Here is a 17,259-nt window from a genome sequence, read left to right as displayed (position 1 = left end):
GGCCCTTGTGAGAGCCGGCTTGCCGGCGATTGGCTTCACACCGACTCGTCAGCCGAGCGATTGCCCTCTTGCACCAACACCATGCTCTGCGGCGACGACAAGGAAATGCCTTCATCACGCAGGCGCCCAAGAATGGTGAACAGCAGGTCGCTACGGGTACCAGACACCTGCCGCGGCCCCGCCACGTAACCACTCACGCCAATCACCATCCCGCTGCTGGTCAGGTCCTTGAACGACACCGAGGTGGCCGGCGCATCCAGAATCGCCTCGTGCTCCTGATAAGCCGCCAGCAGCAATTCACGCACGCGGTTGGCATCGGTCTCCAGCGGCAGCGTCAGCGTAATGCCGACCACGCCCAAGGCATTGCCCATGGTCACGTTGCGCACGTTCTGGGAAATGAACTGCGAGTTGGGCACGATTACCGTCGAACGGTCGGACATCTGGATCTCGGTGGCACGCACGTTGATACGGCGAATGTCGCCCTCGACGCCCGCCAGGCTGACCCAGTCGCCCACCTTCACTGGGCGCTCGGTCAGCAGGATCAGGCCAGAGATGAAGTTCTGCACGATCTGCTGCAAGCCGAAACCGATACCCACCGACAGGGCACTGACCACCCAGGTCAGGCTGGTGAGGTTGATGCGCAGGGTCGACATCACCAGCATGGCCAGGAAGATGAAGCCCAGGTAGCCCACCAGGGTCACCAGCGAGGCACGCATGCCGGCGTCCATGTCGGTTTCCGGCAGCAGGCGATCGCTCAGCCAGCGTTTTACCACGCGGATGGCGAACAGGCCGCCGAGGAACATCACCACTGCCAACAGGATGTCCTGGGGGACAATGTTCATGTTGCCCAGCAGCTTGCCGCCGGTCTCGTCCCAATCACCCAGGCTCAGCAGCAGCTCGCTGGGGCTGGTGCCCGATGGCATCAGTGCCAGCAACAACGCCAGAAACAGCACCACGGTGCGGCCGATGCCGGCCAGGATGGTGCTGGCCTGGGCCTGGTGACGTGGCGCCAGGCCCAGGGTCGAGGCCAGCGCCAGGCCGCCGGGTTGGCGGGGCGACAGCAGGGTTTCGCAGAGGTCGCCAAAGAAGGTGGTCAGCAGGTAGGCACAGGTGATCACCAGGCTGACCCACAGCAGCTTGGCAGTGAGGAAGTAGGCCAGTGTCAGGTAACCGGCGAGCAAGGCCAGCAGGATCAGCGTCAGCCAGATCACCATCACGAACGGGATCAGCCCGGCCAGGCCCGTGGGGCGCTCCAGGTCATGCTTGCGCAGGGTGCGGCGGTAACGCAGCAGCGCACCGGCGAAGGTGACCGCCACGACCAGCGCGGTCAGGCCGTTGACCGCCACGGTCAGCGCCAGGCTGGCACCGATCACGCTGTTGATGCGTTCCATGGTCATCATGACCATCAGCGCCAACGCCAGCACCTTGGGGAACCAGCCCAGGGCGCTGGCCACTTCGTCGTGAATCGGCGGCAGGCGCCAGGACGGGCGCTGCAGCATCAGCATGGCGCGGCCCAGGCCGGTAATGAAGGCGCTGAACACCACCAGCGCGAGCACATGGTTGGCCAGGCTGGCGATATCGGAGCCCAGCTCGGCGCTGCTCTCCAGCCCCCAACGCAGTAGCGAGACCGAGCCGGCGATGGTACCCAGGGTTGCCAGGCTCACCCCCAGCGCCAACGCACTGCGGCGCAGGCGGCCTTCGGGTAGCCAGCTGACCATGGCGCTGGCCAGCAGGCGCTCGAGCATGCGGCGCACCAGGGTCCATACCAGGATTGCCGCCACCAGGCTGGTAATGAACAGCCAGCGATGTTCGGCGCTGAAGGCGCTGGCAATGGCATCGGCAGTCTCGCCACGCAGGTCACGCAGGCGTGCCACATCGTCCTGGGTGGGGCGAATGATGCTCTGCCAGAACGCCGGGCTCAGCGGTGAGGCCGCGCGGCTGGTGATCTGCGAGTTGAACTGGCTGCGGCGCAGGTTGACGATTTGCGTGGACAGGTCGCGGGCCGACTGGGTCAGCTTGGTCGCCTGCTCCTGCTGGGCTACCAAGGCTTTCTTCTCGGCCTCCAGCTCCTTGCGCTGCTGGGTCAGGGCGGCGGCCTCGTCCGGCTGGACCGGGCCGATGACCTTGAGCTTGTCGTCGACTTTCTCCACATCCGTGGTGCGCAGGGCACTTAACGCATCGGCCTGACGCTGGACCTGCATGGCGCCCAGGCGCAGTTGCGACAGCAGGTCGTCGTTGGCCTCGCTGGTGACACCTTGGCGGATCTGGTCCAGTCGATCGCTCAACTGCTCGATGCTGGCGTTTTCATCCAGCACGTTCGCTTCGGCAACCGCCAAATTGGACAAGGGCGTGGCCGGGGCCGACCAGGCCGGGCTGGCAATGGCCAGCATCAGGGCCATGAAAACCATCAGGCCTGGGCAATAACGGGCAAGGCTGACACGCCTCATCGAATATTCCTCTTTACAATTCGATTTGGCGGGGGATTCTACGCGGCTTCAGGCAATCAGGAGAGTGCCGTTTCTCGTTTGAGCAGTTGTTGTTTGCGCTCGACACCCCAGCGGTAGCCGCTGATGTCGCCGTCCCGGCGCACCACCCGATGACAAGGGATGGCCACGGCGATGTGGTTGGCCGCGCAGGCCATGGCCACCGCGCGCACCGCCTTGGGTGCACCGATGCGCTCGGCGAGGTCGGTGTAGCTGACCCGGCTGCCGGCCGGCACCTCGCGCAGGGCCTGCCACACCCGTTCCTGAAACGCTGTGCCTTGCACATCCAGTGGCAAGGCCAGGCCCAGCGCAGGGGCTTCGACGAAGCCCACTACCTCGGCGACCAACCGTTCGTAAGCACTGTCGCCGCCGACCAGGTGGGCCTTGGGAAACTGGTCCTGCAGGTCGCGCAGCAAGCCCTCGGGGTCGTCGCCCAGCAGGATCGCGCAAATGCCCTTCTCGCTCTGGGCCACCAGGATCGCGCCCAGAGAGCACTGGCCGAGGGCGAAGTGGATGGTTGCCCCGGCACCGCCGGCGCGGTATTGCCGCGGGCGCATGCCCAGGCGCTGGTCGGCGCTTTCGTAGAAACGGCTGTTGGAGTTGTAGCCAGCGTCATAGATGGCATCGGTGACAGAGCGCTGGCCATCTTCCAGATGCGCGCGCAGGCGCCGGGCACGGAAAGCAGTGGCATAGGCCTTGGGGGTGAGCCCGGTTTCGGCCTTGAACAGGCGGTGCAGGTGGAAAGGGCTGATGGCCAGTCGGGCGCTGAGTTGGTCGAGGCTGGGCGCAGGGTCGCTGGCTTCTATCAGCCGGCAGGCGCGGGTGACCAGCTGGCTGTGGCGCGTGGCGCTGGTGGTGGCGATGCAACGTTTGCAGGCGCGGAAGCCGGCGGCTTCGGCGGCGGCTGGGGTGTCGTAGAACTCGACGTTGGTTCGCTTGGCCAGGCGTGATTTGCAGGCGGGGTGGCAGTAGATACCGGTGGTGCGCACGGCGTAGACGAAGTGGCCGATGGCGGCGGTTTCGCGGGATGCTACGGCTTGCCAGCGTTGGTCGGGGGTGGTGTAGGAGCTCATGGGTAAATGTCCAGGTAGGTTGTTGCCTTTACCGGCCTCTTCGCGGGTAAACCCGCTCCCACAGGGAGCGTGTCGGTTTCGGATGTTGTGTCTGCCTTTGAGGCGGGTTCACCTACAACTTCCAGAAAGGTTGTTGGCTGTGCCGGCCTCTTCGCGGGCATGCCCGCTCCCACAGGGACCGTGTCGGTTTCGGATGTTGTGCCATGCCTTTGAGGCGGGTTCACCTACAACTTCCAGATAGTTGTTGGCTGTACCGGCCCTTTCGCGGGTAAACCCGCTCCCACAGGTACTGCATAGACTTTCAAGGCTGTGGAAGTCCCTGTGGGAGCGGGTTTACCCGCGAAAGGGTCGGCACAGGCAGTGCAAGGCCTCAGGCCCGCCACAGGTACCAGGCCGCCACGGTGCGGTACGGTCGCCAGCCTCCGCCCAGCGAACGCATTTGCGCCGGCGTCGGTGCCTTGCCCAGCCCCTTCAGCCGCCGGTACCCCTCGCGCACGCCAAAATCGTCGACCGGCAGAACATCCGAACGCGCCAGGCTGTAGATCAGCAACATCTCCACCGTCCACCGCCCTACCCCGCGCAATGCCACCAGCCGCTCGATCAACGCCTCGTCAGCCAGGGCCAGTGCCTCCTCCCGGCTCGGCACCAGGCCATCCAGCCGGCCTTGGGCAATACCCTGGATAGTCGCCATCTTGCTCGCGGAAAAACCACAGGCGCGCATGGCTTCCGGTGTAACCGCCAGCAACTGTTCCGGCCCAGGGAACTCGGCCTCCGGAAACAGCGCCAACAACCGCCCCAGAATTGCCTCGGCAGCGCGGGCATGCAGTTGCTGGTAGGCAATCGCCCGCACCAACACCTCGTAAGGTTCACGCCCCGGCGTGGCCTGGTGCAGGCAAGGCCCCGTCGCCGCGATATGCCGCGACCAGTCAGGGTCGAGCGCCGCCAGGTATTCGGTGGCCTCGCGGTACGCGTCAGGCGAAAGGTCGGCCAGGATCATGGCACCTCCATCAAGTCGATTGCAGGTCCAGCTTAGCGCAGCCGCTCATCGGGCAAACGCCGGTTCTTGCGCGGCTAATTCCTGGCATGCCATTGCTCCGCGCCATCGTCCCCGCATAGAATTGAGAACAATTCACAATCGCATATATCCACAGGACCGGGCCTTCGCCAAGATGCAGATCAACGACACGCTCAAGCCGACCGAGGTTGCTCTGCTCTACCAGGCCCACCACAGCTGGCTCAGCGGCTGGCTGCGCAGCCGGGTCGGCTGCAGCGAGCACGCCGCCGACCTGGCCCAGGATACCTTCGTGCGGCTGTTGCGGGCCCGCCAGCTGTCGCCGCTGAAGGAGCCACGCGCCTACCTCAGCAGCATCGCCCGTGGCCTGATGATCGACCAGTTCCGCCGCCGTGCGCTGGAACGGGCCTACCAGGAAAGCCTGGCTCACCTGCCCGAAGCCGAAGTACCCAGCGAAGAAGATCGACTGGTCATCCTCGATACCCTGGCGCGCCTCGACCGTGCCCTGCACCAACTGAAACCGCGTGCCCGCCAGGCATTCCTGCTGGCCCAGCTCGACGGTTTGAGCATCGTACAGATCGCCCTGCGCCTGGGTGTATCGCGGGCCACCGTCGAACGCGACCTGGCCAAGGCCCTGGGCGTCTGCTACCGGTTGCGCTATGCCGACGCCTGACAGCGCGCCCGCGCAGGCGCAGGTCGACCAGGCCATCGACTGGCTGGTGAAGTTGCGCTTCGACAGCCCCTGCCCGCGTACCGAGCAACAGTTCCAGCACTGGCTGGCCAGCCATCCGCACAATCCCTTGGCCTGGCAGCGGGTCAGCCACCTCGGTGACGAACTGGCCGGGCTGCCCAAGGGCCTGAGCCGCCGCACTCTGGATGCCAGCCAGCGCCAGCACATCAACCGCCGCGACCACCTCAAGTTGCTGGCCGTGCTGGCCGTGGGCGGCAGCCTGGGCTGGGCCGCGCGCGAACCGTTAGGCATACCCCAACTGCTTGCCGACAGCAGCACTGCCACCGGCGAGCGCCGCCGGTTGCAAGGCAGCGATGGCAGCCGCATCCAGCTCAATACCGCCAGCGCCATCGACCTGAGTTACAGCGCCGAGCAGCGCCGGCTGCAACTGGTGCGTGGCGAGGTGAGCCTGGACAGCAACCCCAACGACAACCGCCCGTTCCGCATCGACACCCGCGTCGGCCAACTGGCCACTCTCGACAGCCACCTGCTGCTGCGCGAGAACGACCTGGGCCTGTTGCTGGCGGTACGCCGGGGCGACGTCACGCTGTTCCCCTCCTCGGCCTCGCCACGCCGGGTGCTGCCAGGCGAAACCTTGCAGGTGTGGGCCAACGGCAGCTTCCAGGCGGTGACGCTGCATAGCGACCCCTGGGGCTGGACCGACGGTGTGCTCAGCGTCCAGCAGATGCCGCTGGGCGAGTTCATCGCCGAAGTGGCGCGCTACCGCCCGGGCCTGCTGCGCTGCGCCCCGGAAGTGGCAGAGCTGAAGGTATCCGGTACCTACCAGCTGGCCGACACCGGGCAGATCCTGCAACTGCTCACCCGCAGCCTGCCGGTGCGGGTCGACTACCGCACGCGTTATTGGGTGAGCATCGGTGCGGCCTGAAAAATTTTCGAAAATAAATGAGGTGGAATCTCATTCTCGTCCGGCCTGAAGGAACAAAACCCGAAAAGTGGTCTTCACAACCTTCAGGAGCGCTTCATGATTGCCCCGTGTTCCCTTCGCAACGACAGGCTGCGCCGTGCCGTACGCGCGGCCGTGTTCGGCCTTGGCCTGGCAGCTGGCGGTGCCTTCCCGGCCATGGCCCAGGCTGCAGTGGCCAGCCAGAGCCAGCAGACCGACTGGAACATCCCGCCCGGCCCGCTGGCTCCGGCGCTGGACCAGTTGGCCCGCCAGGGCGGCCTGAGCCTGTCGTTCGACGCGAACAGCCTGCAGGGCAAGACCACCCGCGGCGTACAGGGCCGACATGACGGTGCAGGGGCGCTATCGATCCTGTTGCAGGGCAGCAACGTGCAGGTCCAGCAGGAAAGTGCAACCAGCTTCCTGCTGATGCCGGCGCTGGATGTGGGAAACGCCCTTGAGCTGGGCGCTACCAGTATTTCCAGCGACCGCCTGGGCGAAACCACCGAGCACACCGGCTCCTACACTACCGGTGAAGTGACCATCGGCAAGATGCCGCAAACCCTGCGCCACACCCCGCAATCGGTAAGCGTGGTAACCCGCCAGCGCATCGATGACCAGAACATCACCAACCTGACCAACCTGCTGGAGCAGACACCCGGCGTGGTGGTCAACTACACCGACAGCGAGCGGGTGCAGTACTACTCGCGTGGCTTTGCCATCGATGCCATCCAGTACGACGGCGCCACCGTGGTGCAGAGCAGCGGTGGCGGTTCGTTCATCCAGACTGACTCGGCGTTCATCGACCGCGCTGAAGTGCTGCGTGGCGCCACCGGCATGCTGCGTGGCGCCGGTAACCCGTCGGGCACGGTGAACCTGGTGCGCAAGCGCCCGACCCATGACTTCCAGGCTACGGGCAGCGTGACCCTGGGCTCGCGGAATGCCCAGCGCTACGTGGCCGATATCTCCGGCCCGCTGACCGAAACCGGCAACGTACGCGGGCGGGTGATCGCCGTGCATGACGACCGCGACCTGTTCCAGGACTCGCGCATGGAGCGCAAGGAGGCGTTCGGCGGCTCGCTGGCCTTCGACCTGGACGACAGCACCACGCTGACCACCGGTGTCGAATGGACCAAGCTCGACGCCACCGGAGCCTGGGGCAACCTGCCCGCCGACGCCAGCGGCGCCCCCCTGCCTTTCGGACGCAGCACCTACCTGGGCGCCGACTGGAACCGCTGGGACCGCAGCAACCTGAACACCTTTGCCGAACTGGAACACCGCTTCGACAACGACTGGACCCTGAAGCTGATGGCCCTGCGTACCCACTTCGAGCTGGACGACCATGGCTTCAAGCAAACCTACATGGAGCGCGCACCGGCCAACCTGAACCCCACCGGCAACCCGTACCTGATGCAATACCAGGTTACCGAAGGCGACGGCGGCGAGAGCCTGCAGAACAACCTGAGCGCCACCCTCAACGGCCCGTTCGACCTGTTTGGCCGCACCCACGAGCTGATGGTCGGCGTCGAACGGATTCGCAACGACTCCTACGCTTCGGCCACCAACCGGGTAATTTCCGGGCTGTACGACATCCGCTACTGGGACCCGAAAACCAGCCTGCCCGAGCCAGACATCGACATCACCGCACACCCGGTGCGCACCCGTACCACCCAGCAAGCGGCGCATGCCACCTGGCGCATCTCGCTGGCCGAACCGCTGACCGCGATCATCGGCGCACGGGCCAACTGGTATGACTACGAGCAGGAAAACAACACCGGTGCCAACGGCAAGTTCAGCGTCGACGAGAAGATCGTGCCGTATGCGGCGCTTATCTACGACCTGGATGAGCACTTCAGCGTGTATGCCAGCTACACCGAGATATTCAGCCCGCAGACAGTGGTGGACAAGAACAACTCGGTGCTCGACCCGATCATCGGCGAAGCCTACGAAACGGGTATCAAGGGCGAGTTCTACGATGGCCGGCTGAACACCAGCCTGGCGTTTTTCCGTATCAACCAGGTCGGTACGCCGGTGGATGACCTGTCCACGCCAATCGGCTGCAACGGCACCACCGGCCGCTGCAAGATCGCCTCGGGCAAGAGCCGCAGCGAGGGCATCGACCTGGAGATTTCCGGCGAAGTGCTGCCGGGCTGGCAGGTTACCGGTGGCTACACCTACAACACCACCGAGTACCTGAAGAACTCGGCAGCCACCAATGGCAACGCGATCCGCACCACCGACCCGGAGCACATGCTGCGGCTGTTCACCAGCTACCGCCTGCCGGGCAGGCTGGACGCCTGGACCATTGGCGGCGGCGTACAGGCGCAGAGCGACATCTATTCCGAAAGCGGCACGGCGAAGGCGACCCAGGCGGGGTATGCGGTATACAACGGCATGCTCGGGTATCGCATCAACCACAACTACTCAGTGCAACTGAACGCCAACAACATCTTCGACAAGAAGTACTACCGGCAGATCGGCACCACGGCGACGGGGTACTACTGGGGGGAGCCGCGCAATGTGTCGGTGACCTTGCGCGGGAGTTTCTGACAGGCATTTGCCTGACCGGCTGGCACCATTCCTGTAGGAGCGGCCTTGTGTCGCGATAGGGCCGCAAAGCGGCCCCCGGGCCTCAGCAGCGCCGCAGATATCGCCGGGGCTGCCTTGCAGCCCTATCGCGACACAAGGCCGCTCCTACAGGGACCGTGCAGCCCTGGAGGACCTCAGTCCACCACCGCCCGCAACCGCCCAGCGCGCCGGTACGACTGCCGGGCAAAGCACACGAACAACCCGGCCATCAGCGCCAGCGCGATGGGCAGACCATGCGGCGCCACATCCATCGCCGCACCGCTGACCAGCGGCCCGACCAGGCTACCCACACCCCACAGCAAGCCCACGCTGGCATTGGCGGTAACCAGGTCCTGCCCCTTGAAGCGCTGCCCGATCAGCACCAGCGCCAGGGTATAGATGCCTCCTGCCACAGCGCCCAGCAGCACCAGCAGCGGCCACAGCAACCAGGTCAGGTTCAGCAGCCAGGGCAGGCCGATCCCGATCGCCATCGCCAGCAGCCCGCACACCAGGTGCAGCCCGGTGCGCTCCACCCGGTCGGCCAGCCAGCCAAGCGGCAACTGGAACAACATGTCACCGGCGAACACCACGGTCACCATCAGTGCCGCCACGCCCACGGCAAAGCCATGGCTGGTGGCATACACCGGCAGCAGCGACAGCACCACGGCATCGAAGAACGAGAAGAACAGCACCGCCACGCACAACGCCGGCGCCACACGGAAGAAACCAGCCAGGCCGAAGCTCTTTTCACCCTCTTCATGTTCCACATGGTCGTTGGGCACGGTCAGCACGATGCACAGCAGCGCCAGGCCATAACAGGCGGTGACCACACCGGTGATCCACGGGCTGTTGGCGCCCAGCACTGCCAGCATGGCCGGGCCGAGCACCTGGAAGCCGGTGAAGCTGGTGGCGTACAGGGCCATGATCTTGCCGCGGTTGTGCTCCGGGCACAGCTCGTTGACCCACGACTCGCCGAGGATGATGGCAATACCCATGCCCAGCCCCAGGCCCAGGCGCAGCAGCGCCAGCAGCCACAGCGAGCCGAACGCCGACTCGAGCAAGCCGATGCTGAGCATGCACAGGCTGAAGCACAGCAGGTAGATGGTGCGCCGGGTGAGGTGGCGACAGCAGGCGTCGACCAGGAACGCCGAGAGCATCATGCCCGCAGCGGGTATGGCCGAGATGATGCCGATTTCCAGGGTGCTCGCACCGGCTTCATGCAGGCGCAACGACACCAGCGGCAGGCTGGCCCCCAGACTGAAACCCACGACCGAAACGGCGAACAACAAGCCCGCCAGCAAACGCATGTTCATGTACCACTCCTTGCAAACCGAAAAGACGTGCAGACACAGGCGCGCACGCCAGGGCGGCGAGCGACGCGAAAGCGCAGATCAGTTCAGGCGAGGTGTGGCGAGAAGGTGAAGGCAAACAGCACGCTGCGGCGACGCTTGAGCACCGTGTCGCTCGGCCACGCACGACGCAGGGCCTGGAAGGCAGGCTGGCGGGCGTTTGGCAGGGACTGGGTACGGCACATTGCTTTGACTACTACGCAGGTGGTTGGGGAAAGGCGGACTCTAGGCCACCGCAGGTTGGCTCGTCAATTGCCCAGGGGGCCTCTACGAGGCCCTTTCGCGACACAAGGCCGCTCCTACAACAGTACGCGGTCCCCTGTGGGAGCGGCCATGTGTCGCGATGGGCTGCAAGCAGCCCCGGCAATATCAACGCTTGCCGGTACTCGGCAAGAACACCGCCAACAACCCGAACAACGGCAGGAACGAACACACCTCGTACACGTACTCGATGCCACGCATGTCCGCTACATATCCCAGCAAGGCCGCACCGATGCCACCAAAGCCAAACATCAGCCCGAAGAAGATCCCGGCAATCATGCCCACGCTGCCCGGCACCAGCTCCTGCGCATACACCACGATCGCGGAAAACGCCGAGGCCAGGATAAAGCCGATCACCACGCTCAACACGGTGGTCCAGAACAGGTCGGCATACGGCAATACCAAGGTAAACGGCGCCACGCCAAGGATCGAGAACCAGATCACGGCCTTGCGCCCGATGCGGTCACCGATCGGCCCGCCAAAGAAGGTTCCCGCCGCCACCGCACCGAGGAACAGGAACAGGTGCAGCTGCGAGCTGGCCACCGACACGTCGAACTTCTCGATCAGGTAAAAGGTGAAGTAGCTGGTAAAGCTGGCCATGTAGAAGTACTTGGAGAACACCAGCAGGCCCAGCACGATCAGCGCCGCAACCACCCGCCCACGGGAAATGCCATGGGTCGCCTGCACTGCCTTGCGCGCCTTGGCCTGGTTGAGGTGCTCCTTGTACCAGCCACGCAGCATCAGGGTGACGCCGAGGAAGAACAGCGCAGCCAGGCCGAACCAGGCCACGTGGCTCTGGCCGAACGGAATGACAATGGCCGCCGCCAGCAGTGGGCCCAGGGCAGAGCCGGTGTTGCCGCCGACCTGGAAGGTTGACTGGGCCAGGCCAAAACGCCCGCCCGAGGCCAGGCGCGCAATACGCGAGGTTTCCGGGTGGAAGGTCGACGAGCCGATCCCCACCAGCGCCGATGCCAGCAGAATCATGGGGAAGCTGCCGACGAAGGCCAGCATCACGATACCCACCAGGGTACACAGGGTGCCCAGCGGCAGCAGGTTCGGTGCCGGTCGGCGATCGGTGAAGAAGCCGACCCACGGCTGCAGCAGCGAGGCAGTGATCTGGAAGGTCAGCGTGATCATGCCGATCTGGGCGAAACTCAGGTCGTAGTTGGCCTTGAGCATCGGGTAGATCGCCGGCAGCACCGACTGGATCAGGTCATTGATCAGGTGCGCCAAGGCGCAAAAGCCGATGATGCGCATCACCAGCGGCGTGGCTTGGCTCGCCGCCGCACCGGTGGGCGCCGTAGAGGCGCTACTGATAGCCATGTGCCTGAATCTCCATCCGTAGTTTGGGATCCGATTATCGGGAAACGAATAGATACATAGCTACCTTTTTTAATTCTCTGCGGCAGCGTACTTGTAAATGGTTCTCAATATTATTAGCATCTTCGGCTCGATACCCTGCAATCATTGGGCGAAACAACCCTTACAGCGAGCAGACCGAACTCATGAGCCCGATGCCTGCTCGCCCCCGTCCACGACAGATCACTACGCGCGCCAGCCATTTGAGCAAATGGCTGGCGCTACTGTTCCTGTTGGGGCTGGGCACCGCCGTCTACCTGTACTGGCCGCTGATGCAGCGTCTGGGCAGCCAACTGCACACCGATACAGGCGAACGCCGCAGTGTCCGCCTGGCCGATGGCACCACTCTGCACCTGGGCAGCGCCAGCGCGATGAACGCTGACCTGCGCGGGCGCACGCGCCAGCTGCACCTGGTGCAGGGCCGGGTGTACCTTGAAGTGACGCTCGACGGCCGAGCCATGGAGGTGGCGGTGGGCGACGCGCGCATCCAGGTGCTCGGTACCCGCCTGCAGGTCGCCCGCCATGCCGGCCATGACGAACTGGTAGTGCTCAGTGGCAAGGCCCTGGTTAACCAGGGTGCCGAACAGCGCATGATATCGGCGGGCGAGCGGGTAACCTTCGATGGCGCGCGTATCGGCCCGGTACAGAAAGCCGACCTCAAGGCCGCCGATGGCTGGCGTACGGGCAGCTGAAAGCCGGCGACATGCCGTTGGGCAAGGCAACGGCCCGGGCTTGGCCGCTAAGTTTTTGAAAGCGTGCAAATTTTTTTTGAAATGAGTGTTGACAGGGGGGCCGTTCAAGAGAATAATGCGCGCCATCGGCTACATAGCTCAGTTGGTTAGAGCATAGCATTCATAATGCTGGGGTCCGGGGTTCAAGTCCCTGTGTAGCCACCAAACAAGACGAAGGGCTTACCGCAAGGTAAGCCCTTTTTCTTTGCCTGCGAAAAACTCCCCACAGGCCTGCCCCCTTCCCGCACAGGGCATTCGATCCCCGGCTCAACGCATGCCGGTCACCGCCACGGCCAGCCCCAACCCGATCAGTGCCAGGCCGATTACCCGGTCCACCAGCCCTTGCCGCTCGATCATCGCCTTGCGCAATGCCGTACTGGAGAAGAACACCGCCACCAGGCTGAACCACAGCCAGTGGGCAACGGACATGAAAGCGCCGTAGGCAAAATCCAGCGCCAGCGAGCTGCCAGGTTGCACCACTTGGGTGAAGGCGCTGATGACGAACAGCATGGTCTTTGGGTTGAGGGCGTTGGTCAGAAAGCCCGTGCGCAATGCCTGCGTTACGCTGGCGGCTGATGATGCGGCAACCCCGTCGAGGCTGATGCGGCGGGTGTTGGTCAGTGACTGATAGCCCAGGTAGATCAGATAACCCGCGCCCAGCACTTTCATGGTCAGGAACAAGGTCGGGCTCTTGCTGATGATCACCGCAATGCCCAGCACCGTGTACAGGACATGCACCTGCACTCCCAGGGCAATGCCTACGGCAGCAGCCAGCCCGGCCTTGCGGCCCTGTGCATAACTGCTGCGGGTGACCATGGCAAAGTCGGCACCGGGGCTGATGACGGCGAGCAAGGTGAACAGGGCGACGGCGATGATTTCGGTCATGCTGGTGGGTCTCGATAGGCGATGGAAATGCACAGACCAGGTAATTATCGAGAGCTTATGGACAGGGGAAAATCGATTTATAGTGGGGCAAATCTGATAGCTTTACTCACAGATATATAGAACCTGTGCCGGCCTCTTCGCGGGTAAACCCGCTCCCACAGGGACTTCACCAAACCTGAGGGTTGCGTATCACCTGTGGGAGCGGGTTTACCCGCGAAAAGGCCTGCAAAGGCACAAAGGGATGCTATGAAACTGCCCCCACTCAACGCCTTCCGCTACTTCGACATCGCCGCCGCAACCGAGAGCTTCGTGCGCGCCGCCGAGCATCTGCATGTCACCCATGGTGCAGTCAGCCGCCAGGTGCGCCTGCTTGAAGAAAGCCTTGGTGTGGAGTTGTTCGAGCGCCGCAACCGGGCCATTTTCCTCACCCCTGCCGGGCGTGCCTTGCAAGGCACCACCCAGGCGATCTTCGAGCAGCTCGAAGGCGCCGTGCAGCGCTTGCAGCAACAGGCCCGCGACAACGTGCTGGTGCTGTCTTGCGAGCCGACAATCGCCATGCGCTGGCTGATCCCGCGCCTGCCCCGCTTCCATGCCATCCATCCCGACCTGCAGTTGCACCTGGTGGCCGCAGGCGGGCCACTGGATTTCGCCCGCAGTGGTGTCGACCTGGCAATACGCCGCGATGACTTCCACTGGGACGAGCAGCTGTACAACCAGAAGATCTGCGACGAATGGATCGGCCCGGTCTGCCGCCCCACCGCCCCCATCCAACTCGAAGGCCAACGCCTGCTGCACAGCGCCACTCGCCCCGGCGCCTGGCCCAACTGGCTGCGCCTGAGCGGCCAGCAGGCCCGGCACACCGAGCGCAGCGACTACGAGCATTTCTACCTGTCGATCCAGGCCGCAAGCGCCGGCCTGGGCCTGGCCATGGCCTCAGCCCTCATGGTGCGCGACGAGCTCGACAACGGGCAGCTGCAGGCGCCGTTCGGCTTTGTGCGTGACGGCTCGGCCTATCACCTGCTCAGCCCCCAGCCACTGGAAGACAACGGCAAGCGCCAGCGCTTCGCCACGTGGGTGACGGGCGAATGCAGGAGCTGCCTGGCTCATCTGGGCTTGATACAGAACGACGAACCCGCACGGCCGTCACCGCCCCAGGTACGGTAACCCGCCGTATCCACATGTATACGCCCGGACGGATAGCGCCCCAGGCCCATGTTCCAGGCCTGGCCATACTGCTGCCAGAAACGGCACAGCGGGTTGGGGTCCGCCCAGTCGGGTAGCAGGATATCGACGGCGAACGCCCGGGTATGCGCGCTGTTGGCCGCCCCGCCGGCGCAGACGTTCAGCCGTGGGTCGCGATAGGCCGAAACCACCTCGAACTGGCGCAGGATGCCTTGCTCGTCGAGCGTCTTGATCAGCGAGAGCGTTGACCGCACTTGCGGCCAGTTGCTGGCAGGTGGCACGGCGAAGGGGGACGCGCGGCACAGCTTCCAGTCCGAAGCCGAACGCAGCAACTGATGGATCGGCACCACGCCATACAGGCGGGCATCCACCAGCATCTCGCGAAACGGCCGGGTCTGATGGTCCCCAGCCCATTGCGCGAACAACCACAGGTCGCGTTCCTCGGCGTGGGCAGTGGCCGCTACCAGAAGGCCTGCCGCCAGAAGCAGTCTTTTCATCCTTCACCCATCCCTGCACATGGAACATAGGCTGCCACGCCGCCTTACGGCAACTGTCCTACTGAAAACCCAAACGCTTGCACGATCCCTGTGGGAGCGGGTTCACCCGCGAACACCGGCAAAGCCGGTGCCATGCACCGCGTCGCCTTCTTCGCGGGTGAACCCGCTCCCACAGGGTCTGTGCCAGGCTTGCAAACGTCACTACTCCAACGCCCGCAACCGGTACTGCGGCGGCAGTTGGGCGAAGCCGCTGATGGTGGTGTCCAGGCTTTTCCACCGGCCATCCTTGATGCCATAGATGCAGCCATGCACCGACAGTTCCTGGCCACGGTGCCAGGCGTTCTGCACGATGCTGGTATGGGCCACGTTGGCCACCTGCTGGATGACGTTCAGTTCGCACAGGCGGTCGACCCTCGCCTCTTCGTTGTCCAGCTTGGCCAGCTCGGTGCGCTTTTCGTAATACAGGTCGCGGATCGAGCGTAGCCAGCCATCGATCAGGCCCAGCTGGCGGTCCTGCATGGCGGCGCGCACGCCACCGCAACCGTAGTGGCCGGTAACCAGGATGTGCCGCACTTTCAATACCTCCACCGCGTACTGGATCACCGACAGGCAGTTGAGGTCGGTGTGCAGCACCACATTGGCAACGTTGCGGTGGACGAACAGATCACCCGGTAGCATGCCGACGATTTCGTTGGCCGGCACGCGGGCGTCGGAACAGCCGATCCAGAGGAACTCCGGAGTCTGCTGGCGGGCCAGCTTGGCGAAGAAGTCGGGGTCGCGCTGGTTGATCGCGTCGGCCCAGCGGGCGTTGTTGTCGATCAGTTCCTGCAGGTCATGCATGGTCGTTGCCTCATCAGGGTTTGCCTGCATGACTCCAGCCCCTGCAAGGTCAGTCCTCGAACAGGGTGCAGGCCATCACCAGGGCGTCTTCACGGCCGCCGGCAACCGGGTAGTAGTCGCGGCGGCGGCCGATTTCATTGAAACCGTAGCGCTCGTACAAACGATAGGCCGACTGGTTGCTTGCGCGCACTTCCAGGAAGCACTCGCGGCCATTGAGCTGGTAGGCCCGTGCCATCAGGTGCTCGAGCAGGCGCAGGCCCAGGCCGCGGCCCTGGTTTTCCGGCTTGACGGTGATGTTGAGCAGGTGCGCCTCGTCGATGATCACGTTGATCACGCCATGGCCCACCTGCTGCTGGCCGTCGAACATCAGCCAGACTTCGTACGATTTGAGTGCATCCTGAAAGATCCCGCGGGTCCAGGGATGACTGAACGCGGCATATTCGATCTTAAGTACGGCATCCAGATCCGCCTCGGTCATCGGGCGGAAGCTGATCGAGTCACTCATTCAACGCTCTTCCAGCGCGCCATCAGCTGGCGCATGGCTTTCCAGACGTCCGCCTTGCGCTGCGGCTCGTCCATCAACAGTTCAAGGCCCGGCAAGGCCCAGGCTTCGCCAAGGCCCTCGAGCTTCAGGGTTTGGTAATAGGCCTCGCCGTCGGCATTGGCGGCAAAGCGCAGAGCCGGCACGCCGATCAGCCACAGGCAGCTGCACGGCGCCTCTTCCAGGCGCGCCTGAACAAAGCCCTGGACGAAATCGCGCGCGGCCTCCGGGCCCTGGTCCATGTTGCCGCGCACCAGCAGCGGCCAGCGCACCGGTTCGCCGATGATCTGCGGGGCGTCGGGCAGCCCGGCGGCGCGCAGCATGTCCTTGAGCAGCAGATAGGACGGGTCGCGGCTCTGAAATGGTTGGCCGGTGGCCAGCTCCACCAGCAGCAGGCAGCTGCCGGCGCGCAGCAACTGCAACGAGAAGCGCGGGGGCGGTACCGGGGCCGGGCGCGGTGGCGCGGCCTGCTCCTCGGACTCGACTGGTTTGGCGGCCGGTTTTGGCGCACTGCCCGGGCGCGGAATCTCGATTTTTGGCCGCTCGCCGGAGCGAGCCTGGGGGGCGGCTGGTGCCTCGGTAGCCGCCGGTGCGGGCCTGACGTCGAAATCGAGGTCCTCGACCGGCGCCACCGGCAACAGCAGCTCGGGCCGCGACGGTGCGGCGAACGGCAGCTCGGCGCGCGGCAGCCAGTGCACCACTTGCATGGCGGAAAGGTAGGCGCGGCGACGGGGTTCGGTGAGCAAGAGCGGGTATCCGAGGGGTGGAGACAGTGGGGCATTCTAACGCTGTTGGCATTCGAGTGCCGCAACTGGTCGGCGGATTTTTGTTGCCTGTACCGGCCTCT

The 17,259-nt window shown here is 64.5% G+C and carries 15 protein-coding genes, 1 tRNA gene and 1 pseudogene; 6 read left to right on the top strand and 11 right to left on the bottom strand.

Annotated features, from left to right (window positions below; all coding sequences use genetic code 11):
• Positions 1 to 35 precede the first annotated feature (35 nt).
• The 3 genes from J5M58_RS13795 to J5M58_RS13785 all read right to left on the bottom strand — a co-directional run bounded on the left by J5M58_RS13795 (position 36) and on the right by J5M58_RS13785 (position 4,553).
• Positions 36 to 2,447, bottom strand: coding sequence for a DUF3772 domain-containing protein (locus tag J5M58_RS13795; RefSeq protein ID WP_207878451.1), 2,412 nt, complete (start codon positions 2,445 to 2,447; stop codon positions 36 to 38).
• 56 nt (positions 2,448 to 2,503) lie between these two features.
• Positions 2,504 to 3,556, bottom strand: coding sequence for a bifunctional DNA-binding transcriptional regulator/O6-methylguanine-DNA methyltransferase Ada (ada, locus tag J5M58_RS13790; protein WP_207878449.1), 1,053 nt, complete (start codon positions 3,554 to 3,556; stop codon positions 2,504 to 2,506).
• A 370-nt stretch (positions 3,557 to 3,926) separates the two neighbouring features.
• Complete coding sequence (locus tag J5M58_RS13785; RefSeq protein ID WP_207878446.1) at positions 3,927 to 4,553, bottom strand: DNA-3-methyladenine glycosylase; 627 nt, start codon at positions 4,551 to 4,553, stop codon at positions 3,927 to 3,929.
• A gap of 172 nt (positions 4,554 to 4,725) precedes the next feature.
• Between J5M58_RS13785 and J5M58_RS13780 the strand changes: the two genes are divergently transcribed.
• The 3 genes from J5M58_RS13780 to J5M58_RS13770 all read left to right on the top strand — a co-directional run bounded on the left by J5M58_RS13780 (position 4,726) and on the right by J5M58_RS13770 (position 8,749).
• Positions 4,726 to 5,241, top strand: a complete 516-nt coding sequence (locus J5M58_RS13780; RefSeq protein ID WP_112251957.1) for a sigma-70 family RNA polymerase sigma factor — start codon at positions 4,726 to 4,728, stop codon at positions 5,239 to 5,241.
• On the top strand, positions 5,228 to 6,184 hold the full coding sequence (locus tag J5M58_RS13775; protein ID WP_112251956.1) for a FecR domain-containing protein: 957 nt from the start codon (positions 5,228 to 5,230) through the stop codon (positions 6,182 to 6,184). The genes J5M58_RS13780 and J5M58_RS13775 overlap by 14 nt, the downstream gene beginning before the upstream one ends.
• A 96-nt stretch (positions 6,185 to 6,280) precedes the next feature.
• Positions 6,281 to 8,749 carry a TonB-dependent receptor gene (locus J5M58_RS13770; RefSeq protein WP_207878444.1) on the top strand — a complete coding sequence of 823 codons (2,469 nt, stop codon included), beginning with the start codon at positions 6,281 to 6,283 and terminating at the stop codon, positions 8,747 to 8,749.
• A 173-nt stretch (positions 8,750 to 8,922) separates the two neighbouring features.
• Here the strand turns inward: J5M58_RS13770 and J5M58_RS13765 are convergent, their stop codons facing one another.
• The 3 genes from J5M58_RS13765 to J5M58_RS13755 form a co-directional block, all read right to left on the bottom strand.
• Entirely contained in the window at positions 8,923 to 10,080 is a 1,158-nt protein-coding gene (locus tag J5M58_RS13765; protein WP_112251954.1) for an MFS transporter, read from the bottom strand.
• An 83-nt stretch (positions 10,081 to 10,163) separates the two neighbouring features.
• Entirely contained in the window at positions 10,164 to 10,301 is a 138-nt protein-coding gene (locus J5M58_RS13760; protein WP_166674214.1) for a hypothetical protein, read from the bottom strand.
• Positions 10,302 to 10,485: 184 nt separating this feature from the next.
• A complete protein-coding gene (locus J5M58_RS13755; protein WP_112251953.1) occupies positions 10,486 to 11,700 on the bottom strand; it encodes an MFS transporter in 1,215 nt (404 codons plus the stop codon).
• A gap of 155 nt (positions 11,701 to 11,855) precedes the next feature.
• Between J5M58_RS13755 and J5M58_RS13750 the strand changes: the two are divergent.
• Together J5M58_RS13750 and J5M58_RS13745 are read left to right on the top strand one after the other, a co-directional pair.
• A pseudogene (locus J5M58_RS13750) lies at positions 11,856 to 12,454 on the top strand (FecR family protein); the annotation flags it as partial.
• A 101-nt stretch (positions 12,455 to 12,555) separates the two neighbouring features.
• Positions 12,556 to 12,632: transfer RNA gene (locus J5M58_RS13745), tRNA-Met, on the top strand.
• Between the two features lie 102 nt (positions 12,633 to 12,734).
• On the opposite strand, the gene J5M58_RS13740 is transcribed toward J5M58_RS13745, so the two are convergent.
• Complete coding sequence (locus J5M58_RS13740; RefSeq protein ID WP_207878442.1) at positions 12,735 to 13,352, bottom strand: LysE family transporter; 618 nt, start codon at positions 13,350 to 13,352, stop codon at positions 12,735 to 12,737.
• Between the two features lie 246 nt (positions 13,353 to 13,598).
• Here J5M58_RS13740 and J5M58_RS13735 point away from each other — a divergent pair, with 246 nt between their 5' ends.
• Positions 13,599 to 14,516 carry a LysR substrate-binding domain-containing protein gene (locus tag J5M58_RS13735; RefSeq protein WP_207878440.1) on the top strand — a complete coding sequence of 306 codons (918 nt, stop codon included), beginning with the start codon at positions 13,599 to 13,601 and terminating at the stop codon, positions 14,514 to 14,516.
• On the opposite strand, the gene J5M58_RS13730 is transcribed toward J5M58_RS13735, so the two are convergent.
• From J5M58_RS13730 to J5M58_RS13715, 4 genes are all read right to left on the bottom strand, one after another.
• On the bottom strand, positions 14,456 to 15,031 hold the full coding sequence (locus tag J5M58_RS13730) for a D-Ala-D-Ala carboxypeptidase family metallohydrolase (protein WP_207878438.1): 576 nt from the start codon (positions 15,029 to 15,031) through the stop codon (positions 14,456 to 14,458). The genes J5M58_RS13735 and J5M58_RS13730 overlap by 61 nt on opposite strands.
• A 201-nt stretch (positions 15,032 to 15,232) precedes the next feature.
• On the bottom strand, positions 15,233 to 15,871 hold the full coding sequence (gene can, locus J5M58_RS13725) for a carbonate dehydratase (RefSeq protein WP_112251948.1): 639 nt from the start codon (positions 15,869 to 15,871) through the stop codon (positions 15,233 to 15,235).
• Positions 15,872 to 15,920: 49 nt separating this feature from the next.
• A complete protein-coding gene (rimI, locus tag J5M58_RS13720) occupies positions 15,921 to 16,376 on the bottom strand; it encodes a ribosomal protein S18-alanine N-acetyltransferase (RefSeq protein WP_112251947.1) in 456 nt (151 codons plus the stop codon).
• On the bottom strand, positions 16,373 to 17,158 hold the full coding sequence (locus J5M58_RS13715; RefSeq protein WP_207878436.1) for an energy transducer TonB: 786 nt from the start codon (positions 17,156 to 17,158) through the stop codon (positions 16,373 to 16,375). The genes rimI and J5M58_RS13715 overlap by 4 nt, the downstream gene beginning before the upstream one ends.
• Positions 17,159 to 17,259 lie beyond the last annotated feature (101 nt).

This window comes from Pseudomonas sp. 32_A (genome assembly GCF_017490905.1).
Classification (GTDB): domain Bacteria; phylum Pseudomonadota; class Gammaproteobacteria; order Pseudomonadales; family Pseudomonadaceae; genus Aquipseudomonas; species Aquipseudomonas inefficax.
The sequence above is the reverse complement of the archived record's forward strand: the minus strand, read 5'-3'. Positions and strand labels throughout refer to the sequence as shown.